Below are 19,468 nucleotides of genomic sequence, written 5' to 3'. Positions count from 1 at the left end.
TAAAATGAGTGACATTATCTGGACTAAAACCGACGAAGCACCGCTATTTGCAAGCTACTCTCTCTTTCCTATCGTTAAGAGCTTTTTATCCCGCGCTGGCATTAGCATAACTAGAGCTGACATAAGCCTAGCTGGGCGAATTTTATCTCTTTTTAGCAAAGAGCTTGGGCTAAATAAGGCCGATGAGCTAGAGCTTTTGGGTGAGCTAACCGCGCACAAAGAGGCAAATATCATAAAACTGCCAAACATCTCAGCCACGCTCGTTCAGCTAAAAGCGGCGATTTCTGAGCTAAGAAGCAAGGGCTTAAACGTGCCTTTTTATCCAGATGAGATCATCACAGACTACGACGAAGAGGTCGCTAAAAAATACCAAAAAGTGCTAGGAAGTGCGGTAAATCCAGTGCTAAGACAAGGAAACTCAGACAGAAGAGTCCTGCCGCCGGTTAAAGAATTTGCTAAAAAGCACCCACATAGCAACGGCAGCTGGGACAAGGCAAATAAAACTAAAATTTGCTACATGCAAAAGGGCGATTTTTATGAAAATGAGCGCTCAATAATCGCAGAAAAAGATGAGAAATTTTATATAAATTTCATAAGCAAAGATGGTAAAAAAGAGCTTTTAAAAGAGCTTGCCATACAAAGTGGTGAGATAGTTGATGCTACCTTTTTAAGCGCAGATGAGCTAGATAAATTTTATGAAAGCTGCTTTGAGACGGCGCTAAAAGAGAATTTGACTTTGAGCTTACATCTAAAATGCACGATGATGAAGGTTAGTGACCCAGTCATCTTTGCAAATGCAATAAAGAGCTATTTTAAAGAGGTTTTTGAGCTATATGCTGAGGAATTTAAGGCTCACGGCGTTGAGGCAAAAAACGGCTTAAAAGATATGTTTTCTAAAATTTCAACTCTTAAAAATAAAGATGAAATTTTGGCTAAATTTGATGAAATTTTGAGCAAAAAAGCAAAAATTTGGGCACTAAATGAAAATGCCATCAACTTTGACGTGCCAAATGACGTCATCATCGACGCCTCCGTGCCAGCGCTCATTAGAAACTCTGGCAAGGTAAAAGACAAAAACGGCGAGCTAAATTTCTCACTTTGTATGATTCCAGATAGGACCTACGCTAGGGTTTATGAGGCCTGCGTGGCGGACTTTAAGGAGCATGGCGCACTTGATGTGAGTAAAATCGGCAGCGTGGCAAACGTGGGACTAATGGCTAAAAAGGCCGAAGAGTATGGCAGCCACGATAAGACTTTCATCGCAAAAGAGGACGGAGAATTTGCTGTTTTTGATGAAGCTGGCGAGAGTGTCTTTAAATTTAGCGTCAAAAGTGGCGACATTTTTCGGATGACGCAGGCAAAAGAAGATGCGATAAATACGTGGTTTGAGCTTGCTTTAAAAAGAGGCGAAATTTCAAAAGATGAGCTTATATTTTGGCTAGATAGCAGCCGCGCTCATGATAGAAATTTGATAGCTAAATTTGAAAAATTTAGAGATAAATTTACTAGTGCTGGCGTGAAATTTGAAATTTTAAACTACGAGCAAGCAACTACAAAAACGCTTGAAGCAATAAGAGCCGGCAAAGACGTCATAGGCGTCACTGGCAACGTTTTAAGAGACTATCTAACCGATCTTTTCCCGATATTTGAGCTAGGTGGCAGCTCAAAAATGCTCTCAGTAGTGCCACTACTTGCTGGTGGAGCGATGTTTGAGACAGGTGCTGGTGGAACGGCTCCGACGCTTGTAAAAGAGCTAAAAGAGAGAAATCACCTGCTTTGGGATAGCTTAGGCGAGTTTTTAGCACTTAGTGCTTCGCTTGAACATCTAGCATTTTTTAGGCAAAAAAAAGAAGCAAAAGAGCTAAGTGACGCGCTAAATAGAGCTGTTGCTAGCTATTTGGATGAAAACAAAACTCCAAATGCCACTCTTGATACTAGGGAGTCGCACTTTTATCTAGCGCTATTTTGGGCGAGAGAGATGGCAAAAAGTGGCGGGATTTTAAGTAAAATCTTTGAAAATTTAGCAGACGAGCTAGAGAAAAATGAGAGCGAAATTTTAAGGCAGATCAGAGAAAATGATGGTGCAGGCGTGGAATTTGGCGGATACTACCTGCTAGATGAAGCAAGAGCAAATGAGGTCATGAGACCAAGTGAAATTTTAAATCAAATAATAGGATAAGAGATGAAAATAAGTATAGTTGGAGCTGGAAACGTCGGTGCTAGCATAGCTTATGCGCTTTGCATGAGAGAGCTTTGCGATGAGATCGCGCTTGTAGATATATTTGGCGACGTGGCGCGCGCAAAAGCGATCGACCTAGCGCAGTCAAGTTGCGTCTTTAACGCTAAAACTAGCGTTTGTGGTGGCGAGGACTTTGCTTTGTTAGAAGGTAGCAACATCGTCATTGTAACTGCTGGAAGTCCAAGGAAAGATGGTCAAACCAGAGAGGACTTGCTGCTTAAAAACGCCGTAGTCGTAAAGCAAACAGCGCAAAATATCGCTAAATTTGCACCAAATGCGGTGATAATAGTCGTTACAAATCCGCTTGACGTGATGGTTTGGACGGCACATAAATTTAGCGGTTTTAGCAAAAACAAGGTAGTCGGCATGGCTGGCGAGCTAGATAGCGCAAGGTGCAGATATGAGCTAGCTCTTTTAAAAAATAGGGGCGCAAAAGAGCTAAAAACAAAGATCGTTGGCGCTCACAACGATGAGATGATCGTCGCTCAAGAAAATATCAACCTAAATTTAAGCGATACCGAGCTAGAAACCCTTAAAAAAGAGACAAGCACAGGCGGCGCAAAGATCGTTAAACTACTTGGCACATCAGCTTACTACGCGCCAGCGGCTGCGGCTGTGAAGATGTGCGAGATGATCATGGGTAAGAGCGATGAGATAATAAGCGCTAGCGTGCTACTCAACGATGAGCTAAGCTGCGGAAGACTAGTAAGGCTTGGACGTGAGGGCTTAAAGGAAATTTTAGAGCTAAATTTAGACGAAAACGAGCAAGAGCAACTAAGCAAAAGCGAAGCTGAGATCAGAAAAAACATTAAATTTTTAAAAGAAAATTTGGACTAGGAATATAGATGATAGTAAAAGAAAATGTGCCCGTTTGGGTCGATGAGAGCAGGTGTAAGGCCTGTGATATCTGCGTGAGCTACTGCCCAGCGGGCGTGCTAGGTATGAGGCTCGAGCCAAATGCCGTGCTTGGTAAGATGATAGAGGTCGTCCACCCAGACTCCTGTATAGGCTGCCGTGACTGCGAGCTTCACTGCCCTGATTTTGCCATTTATGTGGCTGATAAAGGCTTTAAATTTGCAAAGCTAACGCCTGAAAGCAAAGAGCGAGCTGTGGCCGTAAAGGCAAATAAATTTGCAAAACTTGGAGAGAGCGCATGAGAGAGGTAGTATCAACTGGAAATGCCCTAGTAGCAAGGGCTGCAGTCGAGTGTGGCTGTAACTTCTTTGGCGGATATCCTATCACTCCAAGCAGTGAGATCGCCCACGAGTTAAGCGTGCTTTTGCCAAAACATGGCGGCACATTTATACAAATGGAGGATGAGATAGCTGGAATTTCAGTAGCTCTTGGTGCAAGTGCGAGTGGAGCTAAGGCGATGACTGCTAGCTCTGGTCCTGGGATTTCACTAAAGGCTGAGCAAATAGGCCTTGGCTTTATCGCTGAGATACCGCTTGTCATCGTAAATGTCATGCGCGGTGGCCCTTCAACTGGTCTGCCTACCCGCGTCGCACAAGGCGATATCTTGCAGGCTAAAAACCCAACTCACGGCGATGTAAATATGATAGTGCTAGCGCCTAGTAGCCTAGAGGAGTGCTATACGCAAACCGTGCGCGCCTTTAATCTTGCAGCTAGGTTTATGACGCCAGTTATGCTGCTACTTGATGAGACGATAGGTCACATGCAAGCAAGGGTTAGTTTGCCAGAAATCAACGAGCTAGAAATTTATAAAAGAAGAGAATTTAATGGCGAGCCAAAAGAGTATAAACCATACGAGGCCGCACCAGACGCACCAGCCACGCTAAATCCTTTCTTTAAAGGCTATCACTACCACATAACTGGGCTTCATCACGGCTCAACTGGCTTTCCAACAGAAGATGGCAAGATCGTTGAATACTCGATGAATAGGCTATTTGATAAGATAAATTTACACACTGATGAGTGCGAGAAATATGAAGAATTTATGCTTGATGACGCAGAAATTTGCATCATCGCCTTTGGTAGCGTGGCGCTTTCAGCTAAGCAAGCGATATTAAATTTACGTGAAAAAGGGCTAAAAGTAGGGCTATTTAAGCCACTCACACTTTTCCCAGCTCCAGCTAAAAAACTAAAAGAGATATCAGATAAATTTAAGAAAATTTTAGTCTGCGAGCTAAATTTAGGCCAGTATAGTGGCGAAATTTCAAAGATCATCTTAAGAGATGACTTTGCAAAACTGCTAAAAGCAAACGGCAGACCGATAAGTCCAAGCGAGATCGAGGCGAAGATAGGAGAAATTTATGGCTTTTAATTACGATAAATATTTACGAACAGATAAAATGCCTACTCTTTGGTGCTGGGGCTGTGGCGACGGCGTCATACTAAAGGCGCTAATCCGCGCTATCGACACCATGGGCTGGGATATGAACGACGTTTGCGTGGTCTCAGGCATAGGCTGCTCTGGGCGTTTTAGCGGATATCTCGACTGCAACACCATCCACACAACTCACGGCAGAGCCGTAGCTTATGCCACTGGCGTAAAGATGGCAAACCCAGACAAGCACGTCATAGTTGTAACTGGCGATGGCGACGGACTAGCGATCGGAGGCAACCACACGATACATGGATGCCGCCGAAATATCGGACTAAATCACATCTTAATCAACAACTTCATCTACGCGCTAACAAACTCGCAAACCAGCCCAACCACGCCAAAGGGCATGTGGACGGTCACAGCGCAGTATGGTAACATCGATCCTAGCTTTGACGCCTGTAAGCTCGCAACCGCCGCAGGTGCTAGCTTTGTTGCGCGTGGAAGCGTCATCGAGCCGGAGAAGCTTACAAAGCTCTTTGTAGAGGGCTTTAGCCACGATGGATACAGCTTTTTTGATGTATTTTCAAACTGCCACATAAATTTAGGTCGCAAAAACAAAATGGGCGAGGCGGTGAAAAATTTAGAGTGGATAAAGGGCCGCACGACGAGCAAGGTCAAATTTGACATGCTAAGTGACGAAGAGAAAAAGAGCATTTTCCCACTTGGCGTGCTTCACAAAGATGAAGAAAAGATCGAATACACCAAGGCTTACGACAAGGTAAGAAGGGCCGCTATGAGCGGCGAAGCGATAGATTTTAAGGAGCTAGCATGAAGTCACAACTAAGATTTGTCGGCGTTGGCGGACAGGGCGTCATACTAGCAGGCGAGATCCTCTCAGCTGCCAAGATAAAAGCAGGCGGTTACGGCGTCAAGGCCTCTACCTACACATCTCAGGTGCGTGGCGGTCCAACGAAGGTCGATATCATACTTGACGAGAAAGAAATTTTATACCCTTATGCAAACGAGGGTGAGATAGACTTTATGCTTGCCACCGCGCAGATAAGCTACAACGCCTTTAAAAGTGGCGTAAAAGAGGGCGGTGCGATCGTTGTCGAGCCAAATTTGGTAAAAGTAAGCGATGAAGACAAAAAGCGCTGGAAAATTTATGAAATTCCTATCATCTCTATCGCAAAAGACGAGGTTGGTAATGTCATCACTCAAAGCGTCGTGGCTCTTGGTGTGGCTGTGGCGATGAGTAGGTGCATGGATGAAAATTTAGTGCGTGAAGAGATGCTAGCAAGCGTGCCAGCTAAGGTCAAAGAGGCAAACGCAAAAGCTTACGAGCTAGGGCTAAAATACGCAAAAGAGCTTTTAAAATAAGAAAATTTGGCTAAATTTAAATTTAGCCAAAACCTCCCAAAATGGATCAGATAAAACTAGAAAATTTCCGCAAAGAATATGGCTTTGAGATGCCGATCTTTAGAAGCTTGCCGGCTGGTGAGTGCTTAAAGATAAGAGAGAATTTACTTCATAAATTTAGCCTAAATGATGTAGATGAGTTTTTTAAGATAGATAAATTTAGCAAGCTTGATGGCTTTAATGCGGACGAAAAAAATTTTGATCTCAAGACCGCTTTTAGCGAGCTTAGCATAGCCACACCAAATGAAATTTGCATAAATTTTAATAAATTTGAGAACATTGATATTTTGCGCTTTGATGATCTCCTTAATTTTTTTAGCGATATCTGGTATCCGTCACTTGATGACATTGAGATATTTGATATAAATTTAAGCTTTATTATTTCAGTCAGACACTATGGGGCTATCTATCATTTTACTCTCTAGCTATCAAAAATCTACAAATTTATATGATTCTTGATAATCATACGATTTTTATCCCATTTAAATTTATTAGTTTTAATTATTTATTTAATTTTAAGTAATATCCTCAAAGATACGTAAAATTAGCTATTTTATAACATTTTATATATTTTCATTAATATATTTTGCACGATAATATTATTTTTATCTTTATCGAAATAATAAATTTATAAGTAGTAACTACAAATACGATAAAATGGTCTTTTACTAAATGATTTTAGCTATTAAATCTCACTATATAACCTAAAATAAATCTTTATGTTTCTTTTAAGTAAATTTTATGTAAAGTTTCATTATTAATTTTTTTATTAATATAGTTGTTTTAAAAAATATTAAGAAATGAACTGGCGGTGCGTCTTAACGCTAATAAACTTATTAAAATAGGAAGTTATCAATGAGTGAAAAATTTACCAGAAGAGAATTTCTACAAAGCGCCTGTATCAGCGTAGGTGCGCTAGCTACAACAGCTGGTGCGACCAATGTTTTTGCTGGAGAGTTGCCAAAGGGCAATGAAAATGGCTTGCCATCTGTTGATGTGCTAATAATCGGCTCTGGCGGTGCTGGACTTCGTGCAGCAACAGCCGTTCGCAAGCAATATCCAAACTCAACCGTCGTTGTCGCAACAAAGATGATGCCATCACGTAACGCTACCTGTATGGCAGAGGGCGGCATAAACGGCGTTACTGACTTTAGCAATGGCGACAGCTTCAAGCTTCACGCCTATGACACTGTAAAAGGTGCAGCATATCTTGCTGATCAAGATGCGGTAGTGAAATTTTGCGAGGCAGCAGGCGCAGTCATCCACGAGCTAGACTACAACGGCATGCTCTTTTCTCGTAAAGATAATGGCGACGTGGCATTTCGTTTCATGGGTGGCGCTAGCAAAAAGCGCTGTAACTATGCAGCTGATAAAACTGGCCACGTTTTGATGCACGCCTGTCTTGACGACGCTATAACAGCTGGCGTTAAATTTCTAATGGATCACGAGCTACTTGAGATCGGACTTGAAGATGGCAAGGTCGAAGGCGTCGTTCTTCGCAACATCCAAGATGGTCAAATTTACCCAGTTCTTTGCAAATCTCTAGTCATCGCAACTGGCGGATACACTAGAATTTTCTATAACCGCACATCAGTTCCATTTATAGCAACAGGCGATGGCATAGCTGCTGCGCTTAAAGTAGGTCTTGGTTTTGAAGACCCTGAGATGCTTCAGTTTCACCCAACTGGCGTTCAAAATGGCGGCACGCTTATCACAGAAGCAGCTCGTGGCGAGGGTGGTTACTTGCTAAACAACAAGGGCGAGCGCTTTATGAAAAACTATCACGAAAAGATGGAGCTAGCTCCTCGTGACGTCGTCGCTCGTGCTATCGAGACAGAAATTCGCGAGGGTAGAGGCTTTGGCGAGGGCATGAGCGCTTATGTGCTTTGTGATGTTCGTCACCTTGGCAAAGATACTATCATGAAAAAGCTTCCAAAAATTCGCCACACTGCTATGCTTTTCCAAGACATCGACCTTATCGAGCAACCAGTGCCTATCCGCCCAACAGCTCACTACTCAATGGGTGGTATAGAGGTAGCTAAATTTGATGATATGAGCACAAAAATCCCTGGAATTTACGTAGGTGGTGAGGCTTCATGCGTATCTATCCACGGTGCAAACCGCCTTGGTGGTAACAGTCTAACTGACGCAGTTGTAACTGGCGATCTAGCTGGCAAAGGTGCTGGCGCTTACGCTCAAAATGCAAAATTTGCAAGCGGTAAGAAAACTTCTGAGCTAGCAAAAATGTGGCAAGATAAATTTAAAGCTATAGCAACAGGCGAGGGCGGCGTAAATGATATGTACGCACTTCGTGAAGAGCTTGGTAAAAACAACTGGGATCTAATGGGTATCTTTAGAACTGGTGCAAAACTTGATCAACTCTCTAAAAACCTAGAAGCTATCCAAGCAAAATATGACACCCTTAAAGTGCCAAATCAAAACCCAGTCATGAACACAGCATTTACTGACTATGTCGAGCTTGGCAACCTTATACTTCTTTCTCGTGCAGCATGTCTTGCAGCGCAAAATCGTCTTGAGAGCCGTGGCGCTCACACAAGAGAGGACTATCCAAAAAGAGATGATGTAAATTTCTTAAAACACAGCATAGTCACACTAAAAGACGGCAAGTTGGAGCTTGGCTACAAAGATGTTGTGACAGGCATATTTTCACTTGACGGCAAGAAGCCAGAGTAAGGAGCTAGGATGAAAATTATTATCGACCGTTTTGACGGAACTAAAAAATATGAATCAACTTATGAGCTAACAAATGAAGAGGTCAAAGGCAAAACTCTTTTAACAGTGCTTTTTGATATCAAACAAAAAAAGGACGCTACGTTAAATTTCACAGCATCTTGCCGCTCAGCAATATGCGGTGCGTGCGCTGTTAGAGTAAATGGTCACTCATATCTAGCTTGCGATACAAAGATGAATGAGCTTTTGGCTGAGTATGGCAACCCAGATACTATTAGAATTTCACCACTTGGAAATTTCAAGGTTATCTCAGACCTTATGGTGGATTGGGAGCCAAGTATAGAAAATTTACGCAAGATCAAACCAAGCATCACCGCTAAGCCAGAATTTAGCGCCGAAAAAGGCTGCAAGCAAAGCCAAAAAGAGTATGACAAAGTAGCGCTTGAGTGGGACTGCATACTTTGTGGTGCGTGTGCTAGCGAGTGCAATAAGCTTGAAGCAGATGCGAGTGACTATATGCAGCCGTTTGTATTTGTACATGCTTATAGAGCCGCTTTTGACTCACGTAGCAAAGATCCTATGCCACACCTAAAACCAGCTATCGACAACGGACTTTGGATGTGTGTAAAGTGCCAAGAGTGTGCTGACCGCTGTCCAAAAGGCATAAGCGCATGCGGTGACATAACTGACCTTCGTATCATGGCTATACAAAAAGGCTTTAATGAGGGCATGGGACCAGATCACGCTGAGGCGTTTTTGACTGATCTGGTTGATGGCTCAGGCAGACTAAATGAGATCAAGCTTGCACTTCGTTCAGAAGGCGTTATCAAAAATATGGGCAAAATGGATATCGCAGCAAATTTAATGCTCGCTGGTAAGATGAATCCGCTTCATATTTTTGGTGAAGAGGATATTGAAGGACATGATGATCTAGTAAAAATGATAAATGCGGCTCGCAAAGCTGCTAGTAAGGAGTAACTATGCAAAATGAATTCGCTTTTTTCCCAGGATGCGTACTCTCTCAAGCAGCTAAAGAGGCTAAGATGTCGCTTGAGGCCATCGCTCCAGTACTTGGCTGGAAGCTTCACGAGATAAAGGGCTGGAGCTGCTGTGGTGCTCAACAAGCACAAGACGTCGATCCTATGGCTGCGCTTGTGGCAAATGCTAGAAATATAGCGCTTGCAGAGCAGATGAATATGCCGATGCTTACGACATGTTCAACCTGTATGCTAACTCTAACAAGAGCAAAAAGCACGCTTGATAAGGGCGCAAAAGATCGTATAAATACCTTTTTGGCTGAAGGCAATATGAAATATAACGGCTCAACCGAGATCACAAGCCTTCTTTGGGAGCTTTACCAAAATGTCGATACGCTAAAAGCAAAGGTTGTTAAACCACTTAGCGGCCTAAAAGTAGCGCTATTTTACGGCTGCCACAGCCTAAGACCTGAAAAAGATCTGCATAATAGAGAAAGCTCAGTAAATCCAAAAAGCTTTGAAACTGTCGTAAGCGCACTTGGTGCTACTATAGTGCCGTTTGAGAAAAGACTTGACTGCTGCGGCTTCCATGCTAGCTATCCAGCTGGAAAATCAGTAAGAAAAATGTCAAGCCAGATCGTAAATAACGCTGATCAAAATGGTGCAGACGTAGTTGTCACACCATGCCCACTTTGTCAAATGCAACTTGACATCTATCAAGAGAGATATCAAAATGAGAACCACTCAGATGTTAGAAAACCCATCATCCATCTCTCTCAGCTTGTAGGTCTCGCACTTGGTCTATCTGTTGAAGAACTAGGTCTTGATCTAAACATCATCGACGCTAGCAAGATAGCGTAAATTTATCCCACGTCTTTTGGCGTGGGAGATTTGACTTACACAATGAAAATTTTTACTGTAACAAAGACAATAAATAAATATATGAAATTTTAAAATTTGTAGAAGTAGAGTAAAGCCCAAATTTCTTTGGGCTTATAAATTTTATATAGCTTTTATCATTACCTTTGTTAAAAGTTCTGAAAATTTAGCTGGATTTTCTAGGCTCATGCCCTCATTTAGCCTTGCCATATCAAGAAGCAAAGGCGCTATGTCATAAATCATCGCCTCATTTTTCTCAAGTTTTGCAAAAATTTCATGATCAGCATTTATCTCCAAGATCGGCTTAACTTTTGGAGCATTTGCGCCTTGTCCCATCTGTTTTAGCATCTCTTGCATAGCGTAATCAGGGTCGTTTTTGTCATATATTAGCACCGCAGCCGAGCTTGAAAGCCTTGAGCTTAGCCTAACGTCTTTTACCTCGTCTTTTAAGATCTCTTTCATCTTAACAAGAGTGTTTGCAACCTTGCTCTCATCAACCTTCTCATCGTTTTTGATCTCGTCGTTTATATCAGCATGTGAGACTGATTTTAGAGGTGTTTTGTCAAATTCATTGACCATTGGCATGACGATCGTGTCGATCTCTTCGTCCATTATTAACACTTCGATGTCGTTTTTCTTAAAGCTCTCAAGAAGCGGCGAATTTCTTAGCATATTTTCGTTGTTGCCGCTGATGTAGTAGATCGACTTTTGATCCTCTTTCATCGCCTCTTTGTACTCTTTTAAACTGATAAGCCCGTCTCTTTTTGAGCTTTTAAATAGGCAAAGATCTAAAATTTGCTCTTTTTCAGCGTTAAAGCCATAAAGTCCCTCTTTTAAAACCTTTCCAAATAGTTTGTAAAATTTTATATATTTTTCTCGGTCGTTATCTTTTACTTTTGCAAGTTCGCTTAAAATTTTCTTTACACTTTGCTCTTTAACAGTTCGCATGATCGCATTTTCTTGTAAAATTTCACGGCTAACATTTAGCGGCAAGTCCTCAACGTCGATCACACCTTTGATAAATCTAAGATACGGCGGCAAAAGCTCTTTTGCATCGTCAGTTATAAAAACCCTCTTCACATAGAGCTTCACGCCACTTTGATAATCAACCCTAAAGAGATCAAACGGCTCAGTGCTTGGCACATAAAATAGTGTCGAGTACTCGATCTTGCCCTCAGCCTTTGTATGGATATAAAGGAGCGGGTCGCTGCTGTCGTGTGAAATTTGCTTATAAAAGTCGTTGTAGTCTTGCTCTTTTAAGCTAGCTTTATTTAGCCTCCAAAGCGCATTTGCCTTGTTTATCTGCTCGTTTTTGCTCTCGTATGTGCTCTCTTTTTCGCCTTCTTTTGGTGCGACATAGCTCTCTTTATCCATAAATATAGGATAAGGGATGTGGTTTGAATATTTTTTAACTATCTCTTCGATACGCCAAGAATTTGCAAATTCATCGTCGTTTAAATGGAGGATTATATCCGTTCCAAAGCCATCTTTTTTAGCATCTTCGATCTCATAGCTTTTTGCATCAGATGTCCATTTATAGGCCTTCTCGCTTAGTGCTCGTTTGCTTATGACTTCGATCTTATTTGCCACCATAAATGCTGAGTAAAAGCCCACGCCAAACTGGCCGATCAGCGAGCTATCTTTTTTGGCATCGCCGCTTAAGCTTTGCATAAAGCCCTTTGTGCCACTTCTTGCAATGGTGCCTAAATTTGCGATAAGCTCGTCTTTATCCATGCCGATACCGTTGTCGCTGATGGTTAAAGTCTTAGCTTTTTCGTCGATTTTGATGTCGATCCTTGGAGTATAGCTTAAGCTTTTATACTTTTCATCAGTCAAGCATAGGTAGTTTAGCTTGTCAAGCGCGTCGTTTGAGTTTGATATGAGCTCTCTTAAAAATATCTCTTTGTTTGAGTAAAGAGAGTGGATCATCAAATTTAAAAGGTCATTGACCTCGGTTTGAAATTCAAATTTATCTGCCATTTTCTTTTCCTTGTTTTAAATTTTTGGCAGATTATAGCACAAAGTGATAAAAATACTCTTAACATTGATAGTAATGCTGTCAAGTTTATTTATAAATTTTAGCAAATGTATCAAAAGAGTTATATTTTATAAATAAAACAATAATATATATTTAGAAATTATTATTAATTACGGCTATTCATATAGTTTTTGTTTAAAATAGTAGTATAATCAAGCCATAAATCTATAGGAGGGAATCAAATGAATTTACGAAGTATTTTGGTAAAAGTTTCAGCAACGATTGCTGTGGTTTTGGCGGTCTGTATGGCTTGCTTTGTTTTCTACACGTCACATATCTTAGAGCGTGAGATCAAGGAGGGAGTAGAGACAACTATCCAGCAAAACGTTGCACTTTTGCGATGGACACAGTTGAGCTATTTGATAGAGATAATGTAAATAACGCTGAGACACTACTAAGTGTCTTTAAAGAGATTCTCAACAGATCATCAAATGAGCAAAACTGGCAACTATGAAGCACTTGAGTTAGTCTCTCAAGGCGGTGTTTTAAACAACAACTACGATGTCATCGATAAATTTAGCAGAGCATCGAAAGGCGGAGTTTCTACTGTTTTTGCCAAATCAGGCGATAGCTTTTTAAGAGTAAGCACTTCTATAACGCAGCCAGATGGCAGCAAGGCTATCGGCACTCTACTAGATAAAAGTAGTCAAGTTTTTAAAAGTGTAATTAATAAAGATAGATATGTAGGCGTTGTAAAACTATTTGGACACAACTATATGAGTATATATGAGCCTATTATTAATGGTAACGACGTTATAGGAATTTTATATGTTGGTTACGACTTTACTGAAGGCCTAGAGGATCTTGAAAAAACAATGGCACAAATGAAGTTAGGCGAGCATGGATACTTCTCTATCTTTAATACAAAAACTAACAAATTTGAAATCCACCCAACTCAAGCTGGCAAAGAGCTAAGCAGCGATGTTAAAGCTGCTATGGAAAAAATAGCGAAACAAAAAGAAGGTGTTGAATTCGCTAATACTGATGGAGTTGAGAGAGTAGTTGCTTTTGAGCCATTTGACAAGCTAAACTGGATAGTGCTTGGCTCAGCTGTTACTGATGACTTCTTAACACCTCAAAAGGTGGTTAGCAAAAACTTCATCATCGCAAGCATTATAGTTACCTTGCTTCTTATCATAGTATCTATCTTCTTGCTTAAAAAGCTAGTTGCAAATCCTATCGATAGACTAGGAGCAAATTTAAATGCTATAACATCTGACTTTACTCTTAAAATCCCAATCTACGGCAAAGATGAGATAGCTAAAATAAGTAATGATATAAATAACTTCATAGAGCGCATTAGAGTGCTTATAAGCGACACTAAAAACCTTTCAAGTGAAAACAGCTCAGTCGCAAACGAGCTAAGCTCTACATCTCTTCAAACAGGCAAACGCGTAGAAGAATCAACCCAGATCGTCGAAGAGACAAATCAAAGATGTAAGTCTATGCAAGAAAGCATGAAAGAGTCTCTATCTATAGCTCAAGCTGGCAAAGATGATCTTCAAAAGGCAAGCACTCATATAAAAACAGCTACTGACGCTATCAGATCTCTATCATCTCAGATAGTTGATTCTGCCAATGTTGAAAATCAAATGGCTGGTAAGATCGAGCAGCTTAGCCGTGACGCTGAGCAGGTTAAATCAGTACTTGTTGTTATCAACGACATAGCAGATCAGACAAATTTACTTGCCCTAAACGCAGCTATCGAAGCAGCAAGAGCAGGTGAGCATGGACGTGGCTTTGCAGTCGTTGCTGACGAGGTTAGACAGCTAGCTGAAAGAACACAAAAGTCTCTAACAGAGATAAACGCAACTATCAACGTTATCGTTCAAGCGATAAATGATAGCAGTGAGCAAATGGGTATCAACTCTAAGCAAATTCAAGAGCTAACCCACGTTGCAAGCGACGTTGAAAAGACGATAAATGATATGAGCGCAACGATGAATAACGCCATAGCGATGTCTGATAAGACTATGCAAGACTATATCGCAACTGGCAAGAATGTAAATGAGATCATGGATGGCATCTCAGAGATCAATCAAATTTCATCTGAAAATGCTAGAAGTGTCGAAGAGATAGCTTCTGCAGCTGAGCATCTAAATAAGATGACAGATGCGCTAAATACAAAACTTAGTGTATTTAGAACTTAAGTTTTTATCTCTTAAATTTAATGTTTTAGGTCTAGCGAGAGCTGGACCTTTTTAAATTTAAACCAGCTAAATTTAGCCAGTCCCACTTTTAAATCTATCTTTATAAAACTAGTAAAAATTTGGCTTGATAGATTATATCTCTTATCTTCGCTAAATTTTTACGTTGTTTCTACTTGAAGTTGCGATCACAAGAGAAAAAACTCTTAAAAAATATTGCGATACTTTGCCTTAAATTTTTGCATTCAAATTCATAATTAAATTTTTAAATTTTACTTACTCAACCATGTATACTAAAAATACAAACCATATAAATCTCTAAATCCTAAGCTGTAGTGCAAGATATGGGAAGCTTGTGAGCGACATGACGATTGCAAAATGCGGATCTTTTAAGCTTATTTTCGGATATAATTGGCTCTTAAATTTAAATATCTTTTAAAAGGAATAAAGGAATGGCAAATATTTTTCTTTGCTCCTACTTCGCGGAGATTGCGAGCAAGATCAATGAAGTGGTAGATTTTCAAGGTAAGCATGTTGCTTTTATCGATACGGCAGCAAAATTTGAAGAGGTGAATTTTTACGTAGATGAAGCGGTGAAAATTTTGGAAAAATTTGGTGCGAAGCTGACTCGTATTGATATTTCTTGTGTTAAAAACTTGGTTACGCAGATTTCTGAATGTGATGAGTTTTGTGTTGCAGATGATAAAATTTTAGCTACTATTAATAAGTGCGACATCATTTATGTAAGCGGCGGAAATACATTTTATCTGCTTAATGAGCTGCGAAAATCGTGCGCCGAACAAGCTATAAAAAACGCGGTTAAAGCTGGTAAAATTTACGTCGGTGAGTCAGCAGGGGCGATCGTGGCCGCACCAGACACGAGATATGCTACGCTTATGGATAAAAGTAGTGTAAACATGAGTGATTTTACAGGATTAAATTTGGTTGATTTTTGCGTAGTGCCGCACTTTGGCTGTGAGCCTTTTGTGGAGGCTACTCACGAGATAATGGAGAAATTTGGGGACTTGTACGATTTGCGACCTATAAATAATGCTGAATTTATTGCACTTTGAGATAAAAATTTATGCGATCTCTGATAAAACATACGCCAAATATTTACTCAGAGCATTTTCCCTATAAAATCACTTTTTGTCTGCAAATCTTCCTTATAAATAAAGAAAATAATTAAAACGCAAAGTTTAATTTTTAAGGCTAGAAAATTAAGCAAAAACCGCTATAATTTCGCTCTGGCACGGTAAGCGGTCGCTTTTGCACTATGCAAAAGAGGAAAGTCCGAAAATTTACCCTATTCAAATATATTTTTATGCAAAATTTCTTCTAACACAACCGTGGCGTATGAGCCCTTTTGAAGTGTGAAATTTAAGCTAAAATGAGCGTTTTCTTCGTTGTATTTGTAGCTTGTATTTTCAAGATACGCCCAGTTAAAGCGCCTTGAGCCAGCGATCTTTGAAGTAAGCAAAACTGCCTCAGCGAAAATTTCATCCTCAAGCTCTTTTGCTACGCCACTTGCCTCATAGGCCTTTGCACCGACTATAAGTCCAAGGCTTGTGATATCGCGCTTAGCAAATCTTTGCGCCTCTTGATCTAAATTTTCACACAAAAAGAGCTTGCCAAACGGATAGTGCCCCAAAACATCTCCTGGTAAAAGCTTAAAAAAGTTCTCCTGCACCTTCATCGCCTTTATATCATCTTTGCTAAAGTTTTTATAAATTTCAGCCAGCTCATTTAGGCTAAAGTCACTCACAAACCTTGAAATCTCAACCCTTTTGCTAAGATAGCGGTTAAAAAGATCGCTTTGATAGGCTGAGATCAAAAAGTCATTTAGCTTTACATTTTTGCTCTTTTTGCCATTTATCGTGCCATTTTTAAGTAGCTCAAGGCCAGTTACAGCATTGTCGCCAAATTTACCAAAGCGCTGGTAGCCAAAGTAGTTTGCATAGCCCATTTTATCGATGCTGACAAAGGCTTGCTCTAGCTTTTTAGCGCTACTTGGCAGCACCTTTTTTAGGCGTATGAAAAAGCTATTGCCCTTTAGATGTCCGATGCGAAGCTTGTTTTTATGCACGTTTAAATTTAAAATTTTCATCTTTTCATGGCTAAAGTTTGCAAGCGCGCTCTCAAATTTACGAGGCATCGAGATAAACTGCGTCGTCATGCCCTGCTTGTCCTTTAGTCCAGCGTAGCCAAAGTCACGCATTTTAGCCCCTGCAATCTCGCTTAAGGCGTGCAAAGCGTCGCTTGTTGTCATATCTTTTTTAGAAATTTCAACGATCAAGTGCTCGCCGTCGCCACTAAATTCATAAAGCGGTATCTCGCGCACGACAAAATCATCTGAATTTTTAGAAAAATATGCCTCGATGGGCGCATGAGTAAGCGCATAGAGCGGCTTAAAAGTGGTGGCTTCTTGCATTTTGTCTTAACCTTTTGTGTGAAATTTTTGCAAAGATGTTGATCTTTGTCCTAGTTTTTGCGGCGATCCTTTTTATGGCACTTAAATTTTTAGGGCTAAAGGTAAATAAAACCTCGTACTCCTCGCCGCTACTAAGCTCAAATTTGCTTAGTTTTTTTGTAAATTTAGCGCCCTTTTTGCTAGCCTTTAAAAGCTTGCCAAGATCAGTTTTTAGCCCGTCTGAGATATCCATGGCAGAGTTTATAAGATGAGCTGCTTTGTAAAAAAATTTATCTCTTAAGATAGGCTTTTTAAAGCGTGAGTTTTTAGAAATTTGAGCCAGTCTTAGAAGCGAGTTTAGCCCCTTTTGGCTGCCTCCAAGCTTGCCAGTAAATGCAACAAGATCGCCAAATTTAGCATTTCTCCTAAGCACTGCCCTGCCCTTTAGCTCGCCGATCACGCTGACGCTTATGTTTAAAATGGAGCTACTTATCGTATCGCCACCGATTATCTTTACGCCAAACTCCTCGCACGCCCTATTTATGCCGCTAGTTAGCTCGCTGATCTGACGCGGCGTGAAGCTCTTTGGCAGACTAAGCCCAAGAAGGGCAAATTTAGGCTTTGCATTCATCACGATCGTATCTGAAAAATTTACGATCATAGCCTTGTAGCCGGTCTCTTCAAGGCTTAGCCAGCCAAGCTTAAAGTGCGAATTTTGCGCAAAAATGTCCTTGCTAAAGACCTTTTTGTCGGCAACCGCCGCGTCATCGCCGACATATTCGTTACTAAAGCATGCAATCGTAAAATTTTCTTTATCCATTGAGCTATTATAATGAAACTCCTTTTAAATTTAGGATAAAATAAGCCCAAAAAAGGATACAGATGCAAAGAGTTGAGATTTTTAGATTTGACGCGAAAAGAGATGTTTTGGCATATTTTAAGCCCTATTTTTTAGAAATTTCAGACTTTGCAAACTTAAACGAGCTTTTTGCCCACGTAAAGAGCATAGACCCCTATTTTAGCCCTTTTGAAGGCTTTGTCAAGGTAAATGGTGTCGTAGCTAGCACCACCCAACCACTTGCAAATTTAGCTCAAAAATTTATAGACGAGCTTTGTATCGCCCCGCTTAGCGAAAAAAGAGCGGTTTTAGACCTTGCTATAAATGATGATGATTTTTGGGCTAAATTTGAGCCATTTGCTAGCTTTTGCAAAAGGGCTGATAAAGAGCTTTACGCTAGTTTTAAGCCATATTTTTACGCTGATTTTGTGAGAGAGTATGAGCCAAATTTTATAGGAGCTGCTGCGATAATGTTAGCTCATCATCTTTACAAAAACGAGAAAAATGATGAAATTTTAAAGCTTGTTAGCGCTAAAAACGGTGTTTTGATAGCCTGCGAGCTTGATGATCTACTCTTTGAAGGTAGCGAAAAATACACCGAAGCGATTGATTTTTTTAAAGAAATTTTAGGAATAAAAGCTGCACAAAAGCACAAAAACGAGCTTGAAAAAATAGAAAAACTTAGCAAATTTAATGATTTTAAGATAGCCATAAAAGATAAACTGCCAGCAAACTTAAGCGATTTGAGAGCAAATTTTATCGAGCTAGATCTAAAAATTCCTTGTGGATTCGATCTTTTAAAGGTCGATGAAGAGCTAGCTTGCAAGCTTGCTAGCAAGATCATTTTTGCTGCATTTGATGGTGGGGCTGATTTTTTACTAGCTAGCAACGAGGCCGAGTTTCATATCTTTGACACGCTAGCAAAAAAGCTTGAGAAGTCTGCTAATAGAAGCTTGCAAGAGTTTTACGTCCTAAGAGCGAGCGAGCTAATGGTGCTTGAAAATGGCGAGATACCAAGCGGCCTAAAAGAGCATGTTTTAAAGGTTGGTTTGGTAAATTTGTAAGCTGCGTCAAAAAAACAAGATATAAAAGACGCCGTAAATGCTAGGCTAGTAGCAAAACGGACGACCGCGCGAGCCTAAAACAACCTAAAAACACATTTAAAAAATTAAATAGCCAAGTTGCGACCTAAGATTTTTAAATTTAAGAGTTTTAAGACAAGCCGCAAGGCTACAAAATTTAATTTTTTTTTAAAGCTAGCAAAACTTGTAAATTTAGATTTATACCAAGGCTATAACGCCCAAAAAACAAGACGTCGGTAGCTAGAGGTAAATTTTCAAGCCACACTTGTCAAATTTATGATCCATTTTTACTAGCCACTTCTAAAATTTATGCTTACATTTTGCCTTGCAGCACCAAAATGGCAAATTTTACTCAAACTAACAAACCATCATTTAAAACTTAATCTAGTAAAATTAATGGCTACATCTAAATTTATAACACCGCTACCTATCGATACAAAAATAGCACAAGCCAAAACAAC

The 19,468-nt window shown here is 40.3% G+C and carries 15 protein-coding genes and 2 pseudogenes; 14 read left to right on the top strand and 3 right to left on the bottom strand.

Annotation, left to right across the window (positions count from 1 at the left end):
• Nucleotides 1-4 precede the first annotated feature (4 nt).
• The 10 genes from FZ945_RS01365 to sdhE all read left to right on the top strand — a co-directional run bounded on the left by FZ945_RS01365 (nucleotide 5) and on the right by sdhE (nucleotide 10,474).
• Entirely contained in the window at nucleotides 5-2,179 is a 2,175-nt protein-coding gene (locus tag FZ945_RS01365; RefSeq protein ID WP_148801974.1) for an NADP-dependent isocitrate dehydrogenase, read from the top strand.
• Between the two features lie 3 nt (nucleotides 2,180-2,182).
• Nucleotides 2,183-3,076 (top strand): lactate/malate family dehydrogenase, encoded by an 894-nt coding sequence (locus FZ945_RS01360; RefSeq protein WP_148801972.1) that lies wholly within the window; start codon nucleotides 2,183-2,185, stop codon nucleotides 3,074-3,076.
• Between the two features lie 8 nt (nucleotides 3,077-3,084).
• Entirely contained in the window at nucleotides 3,085-3,396 is a 312-nt protein-coding gene (locus FZ945_RS01355; RefSeq protein WP_148801970.1) for a 4Fe-4S binding protein, read from the top strand.
• Nucleotides 3,393-4,523, top strand: coding sequence for a 2-oxoglutarate synthase subunit alpha (locus FZ945_RS01350; protein WP_148801968.1), 1,131 nt, complete (start codon nucleotides 3,393-3,395; stop codon nucleotides 4,521-4,523). The genes FZ945_RS01355 and FZ945_RS01350 overlap by 4 nt, the downstream gene beginning before the upstream one ends.
• A complete protein-coding gene (locus FZ945_RS01345) occupies nucleotides 4,513-5,358 on the top strand; it encodes a 2-oxoglutarate ferredoxin oxidoreductase subunit beta (protein WP_148801966.1) in 846 nt (281 codons plus the stop codon). Before FZ945_RS01350 ends, FZ945_RS01345 begins: the two co-directional genes overlap by 11 nt.
• Nucleotides 5,355-5,906: a 2-oxoglutarate:acceptor oxidoreductase subunit OorC gene (locus tag FZ945_RS01340; protein ID WP_021087611.1), complete on the top strand. Its 552-nt coding sequence runs from the start codon at nucleotides 5,355-5,357 to the stop codon at nucleotides 5,904-5,906. Before FZ945_RS01345 ends, FZ945_RS01340 begins: the two co-directional genes overlap by 4 nt.
• A 41-nt stretch (nucleotides 5,907-5,947) precedes the next feature.
• The gene (locus tag FZ945_RS01335) at nucleotides 5,948-6,370 is read left to right on the top strand and encodes a heat-shock protein (protein ID WP_148801964.1); all 423 of its coding nucleotides are present in this window, start codon (nucleotides 5,948-5,950) and stop codon (nucleotides 6,368-6,370) included.
• A gap of 430 nt (nucleotides 6,371-6,800) precedes the next feature.
• Nucleotides 6,801-8,639, top strand: coding sequence for an 8-methylmenaquinol:fumarate reductase flavoprotein subunit (sdhA, locus tag FZ945_RS01330; protein ID WP_021089067.1), 1,839 nt, complete (start codon nucleotides 6,801-6,803; stop codon nucleotides 8,637-8,639).
• A gap of 9 nt (nucleotides 8,640-8,648) precedes the next feature.
• Nucleotides 8,649-9,614 (top strand): 8-methylmenaquinol:fumarate reductase iron-sulfur subunit, encoded by a 966-nt coding sequence (gene sdhB / locus FZ945_RS01325; protein ID WP_103647153.1) that lies wholly within the window; start codon nucleotides 8,649-8,651, stop codon nucleotides 9,612-9,614.
• Between the two features lie 2 nt (nucleotides 9,615-9,616).
• A complete protein-coding gene (gene sdhE / locus FZ945_RS01320) occupies nucleotides 9,617-10,474 on the top strand; it encodes an 8-methylmenaquinol:fumarate reductase membrane anchor subunit (protein ID WP_148801962.1) in 858 nt (285 codons plus the stop codon).
• 141 nt (nucleotides 10,475-10,615) lie between these two features.
• Here sdhE and htpG read toward each other — a convergent pair whose 3' ends face one another.
• The gene (gene htpG, locus FZ945_RS01315) at nucleotides 10,616-12,472 is read right to left on the bottom strand and encodes a molecular chaperone HtpG (RefSeq protein ID WP_148801960.1); all 1,857 of its coding nucleotides are present in this window, start codon (nucleotides 12,470-12,472) and stop codon (nucleotides 10,616-10,618) included.
• 489 nt (nucleotides 12,473-12,961) lie between these two features.
• On the opposite strand from htpG, the pseudogene FZ945_RS10505 reads away from it, so the two are divergent.
• The 3 genes and pseudogenes from FZ945_RS10505 to FZ945_RS01305 form a co-directional block, all read left to right on the top strand.
• Nucleotides 12,962-13,603, top strand: a pseudogene (locus FZ945_RS10505) (Cache 3/Cache 2 fusion domain-containing protein); the annotation flags it as partial.
• Between the two features lie 21 nt (nucleotides 13,604-13,624).
• A pseudogene (locus FZ945_RS10500) lies at nucleotides 13,625-14,680 on the top strand (methyl-accepting chemotaxis protein); the annotation flags it as partial.
• Nucleotides 14,681-15,129: 449 nt separating this feature from the next.
• A complete protein-coding gene (locus FZ945_RS01305) occupies nucleotides 15,130-15,750 on the top strand; it encodes a Type 1 glutamine amidotransferase-like domain-containing protein (protein WP_103608609.1) in 621 nt (206 codons plus the stop codon).
• A gap of 233 nt (nucleotides 15,751-15,983) precedes the next feature.
• On the opposite strand, the gene truD is transcribed toward FZ945_RS01305, so the two are convergent.
• Nucleotides 15,984-17,108, bottom strand: a complete 1,125-nt coding sequence (truD, locus tag FZ945_RS01300) for a tRNA pseudouridine(13) synthase TruD (RefSeq protein ID WP_148801958.1) — start codon at nucleotides 17,106-17,108, stop codon at nucleotides 15,984-15,986.
• Nucleotides 17,086-17,907 carry a thiamine-phosphate kinase gene (locus FZ945_RS01295; RefSeq protein WP_148801956.1) on the bottom strand — a complete coding sequence of 274 codons (822 nt, stop codon included), beginning with the start codon at nucleotides 17,905-17,907 and terminating at the stop codon, nucleotides 17,086-17,088. The genes truD and FZ945_RS01295 overlap by 23 nt, the downstream gene beginning before the upstream one ends.
• A 62-nt stretch (nucleotides 17,908-17,969) precedes the next feature.
• On the opposite strand from FZ945_RS01295, the gene FZ945_RS01290 reads away from it, so the two are divergent.
• Nucleotides 17,970-18,989 carry an HdrB C-terminal domain-containing protein gene (locus FZ945_RS01290; RefSeq protein WP_148801954.1) on the top strand — a complete coding sequence of 340 codons (1,020 nt, stop codon included), beginning with the start codon at nucleotides 17,970-17,972 and terminating at the stop codon, nucleotides 18,987-18,989.
• Nucleotides 18,990-19,468 lie beyond the last annotated feature (479 nt).

The sequence above is a fragment of the Campylobacter concisus genome (assembly GCF_902460535.1).
In the GTDB taxonomy this organism is placed as follows: Bacteria; Campylobacterota; Campylobacteria; order Campylobacterales; family Campylobacteraceae; genus Campylobacter_A; species Campylobacter_A concisus_AS.
The sequence above is the reverse complement of the archived record's forward strand: the minus strand, read 5'-3'. Positions and strand labels throughout refer to the sequence as shown.

Excerpts from the sequence above, each read along its gene's own strand:
- FZ945_RS01305 (WP_103608609.1), top strand. The coding sequence starts at position 15,130 with ATGGCAAATATTTTTCTTTGCTCCTACTTCGCGGAGATTGCGAGCAAG.
- sdhB (WP_103647153.1), top strand. The coding sequence starts at position 8,649 with ATGAAAATTATTATCGACCGTTTTGACGGAACTAAAAAATATGAATCA.
- sdhA (WP_021089067.1), top strand. The coding sequence starts at position 6,801 with ATGAGTGAAAAATTTACCAGAAGAGAATTTCTACAAAGCGCCTGTATC.
- FZ945_RS01365 (WP_148801974.1), top strand. The coding sequence starts at position 5 with ATGAGTGACATTATCTGGACTAAAACCGACGAAGCACCGCTATTTGCA.
- FZ945_RS01360 (WP_148801972.1), top strand. The coding sequence starts at position 2,183 with ATGAAAATAAGTATAGTTGGAGCTGGAAACGTCGGTGCTAGCATAGCT.
- FZ945_RS01355 (WP_148801970.1), top strand. The coding sequence starts at position 3,085 with ATGATAGTAAAAGAAAATGTGCCCGTTTGGGTCGATGAGAGCAGGTGT.
- FZ945_RS01295 (WP_148801956.1), bottom strand. The coding sequence starts at position 17,907 with ATGGATAAAGAAAATTTTACGATTGCATGCTTTAGTAACGAATATGTC.
- FZ945_RS01290 (WP_148801954.1), top strand. The coding sequence starts at position 17,970 with ATGCAAAGAGTTGAGATTTTTAGATTTGACGCGAAAAGAGATGTTTTG.
- FZ945_RS01350 (WP_148801968.1), top strand. The coding sequence starts at position 3,393 with ATGAGAGAGGTAGTATCAACTGGAAATGCCCTAGTAGCAAGGGCTGCA.
- FZ945_RS01335 (WP_148801964.1), top strand. The coding sequence starts at position 5,948 with ATGGATCAGATAAAACTAGAAAATTTCCGCAAAGAATATGGCTTTGAG.
- FZ945_RS01340 (WP_021087611.1), top strand. The coding sequence starts at position 5,355 with ATGAAGTCACAACTAAGATTTGTCGGCGTTGGCGGACAGGGCGTCATA.
- FZ945_RS01345 (WP_148801966.1), top strand. The coding sequence starts at position 4,513 with ATGGCTTTTAATTACGATAAATATTTACGAACAGATAAAATGCCTACT.
- sdhE (WP_148801962.1), top strand. The coding sequence starts at position 9,617 with ATGCAAAATGAATTCGCTTTTTTCCCAGGATGCGTACTCTCTCAAGCA.
- htpG (WP_148801960.1), bottom strand. The coding sequence starts at position 12,472 with ATGGCAGATAAATTTGAATTTCAAACCGAGGTCAATGACCTTTTAAAT.
- truD (WP_148801958.1), bottom strand. The coding sequence starts at position 17,108 with ATGCAAGAAGCCACCACTTTTAAGCCGCTCTATGCGCTTACTCATGCG.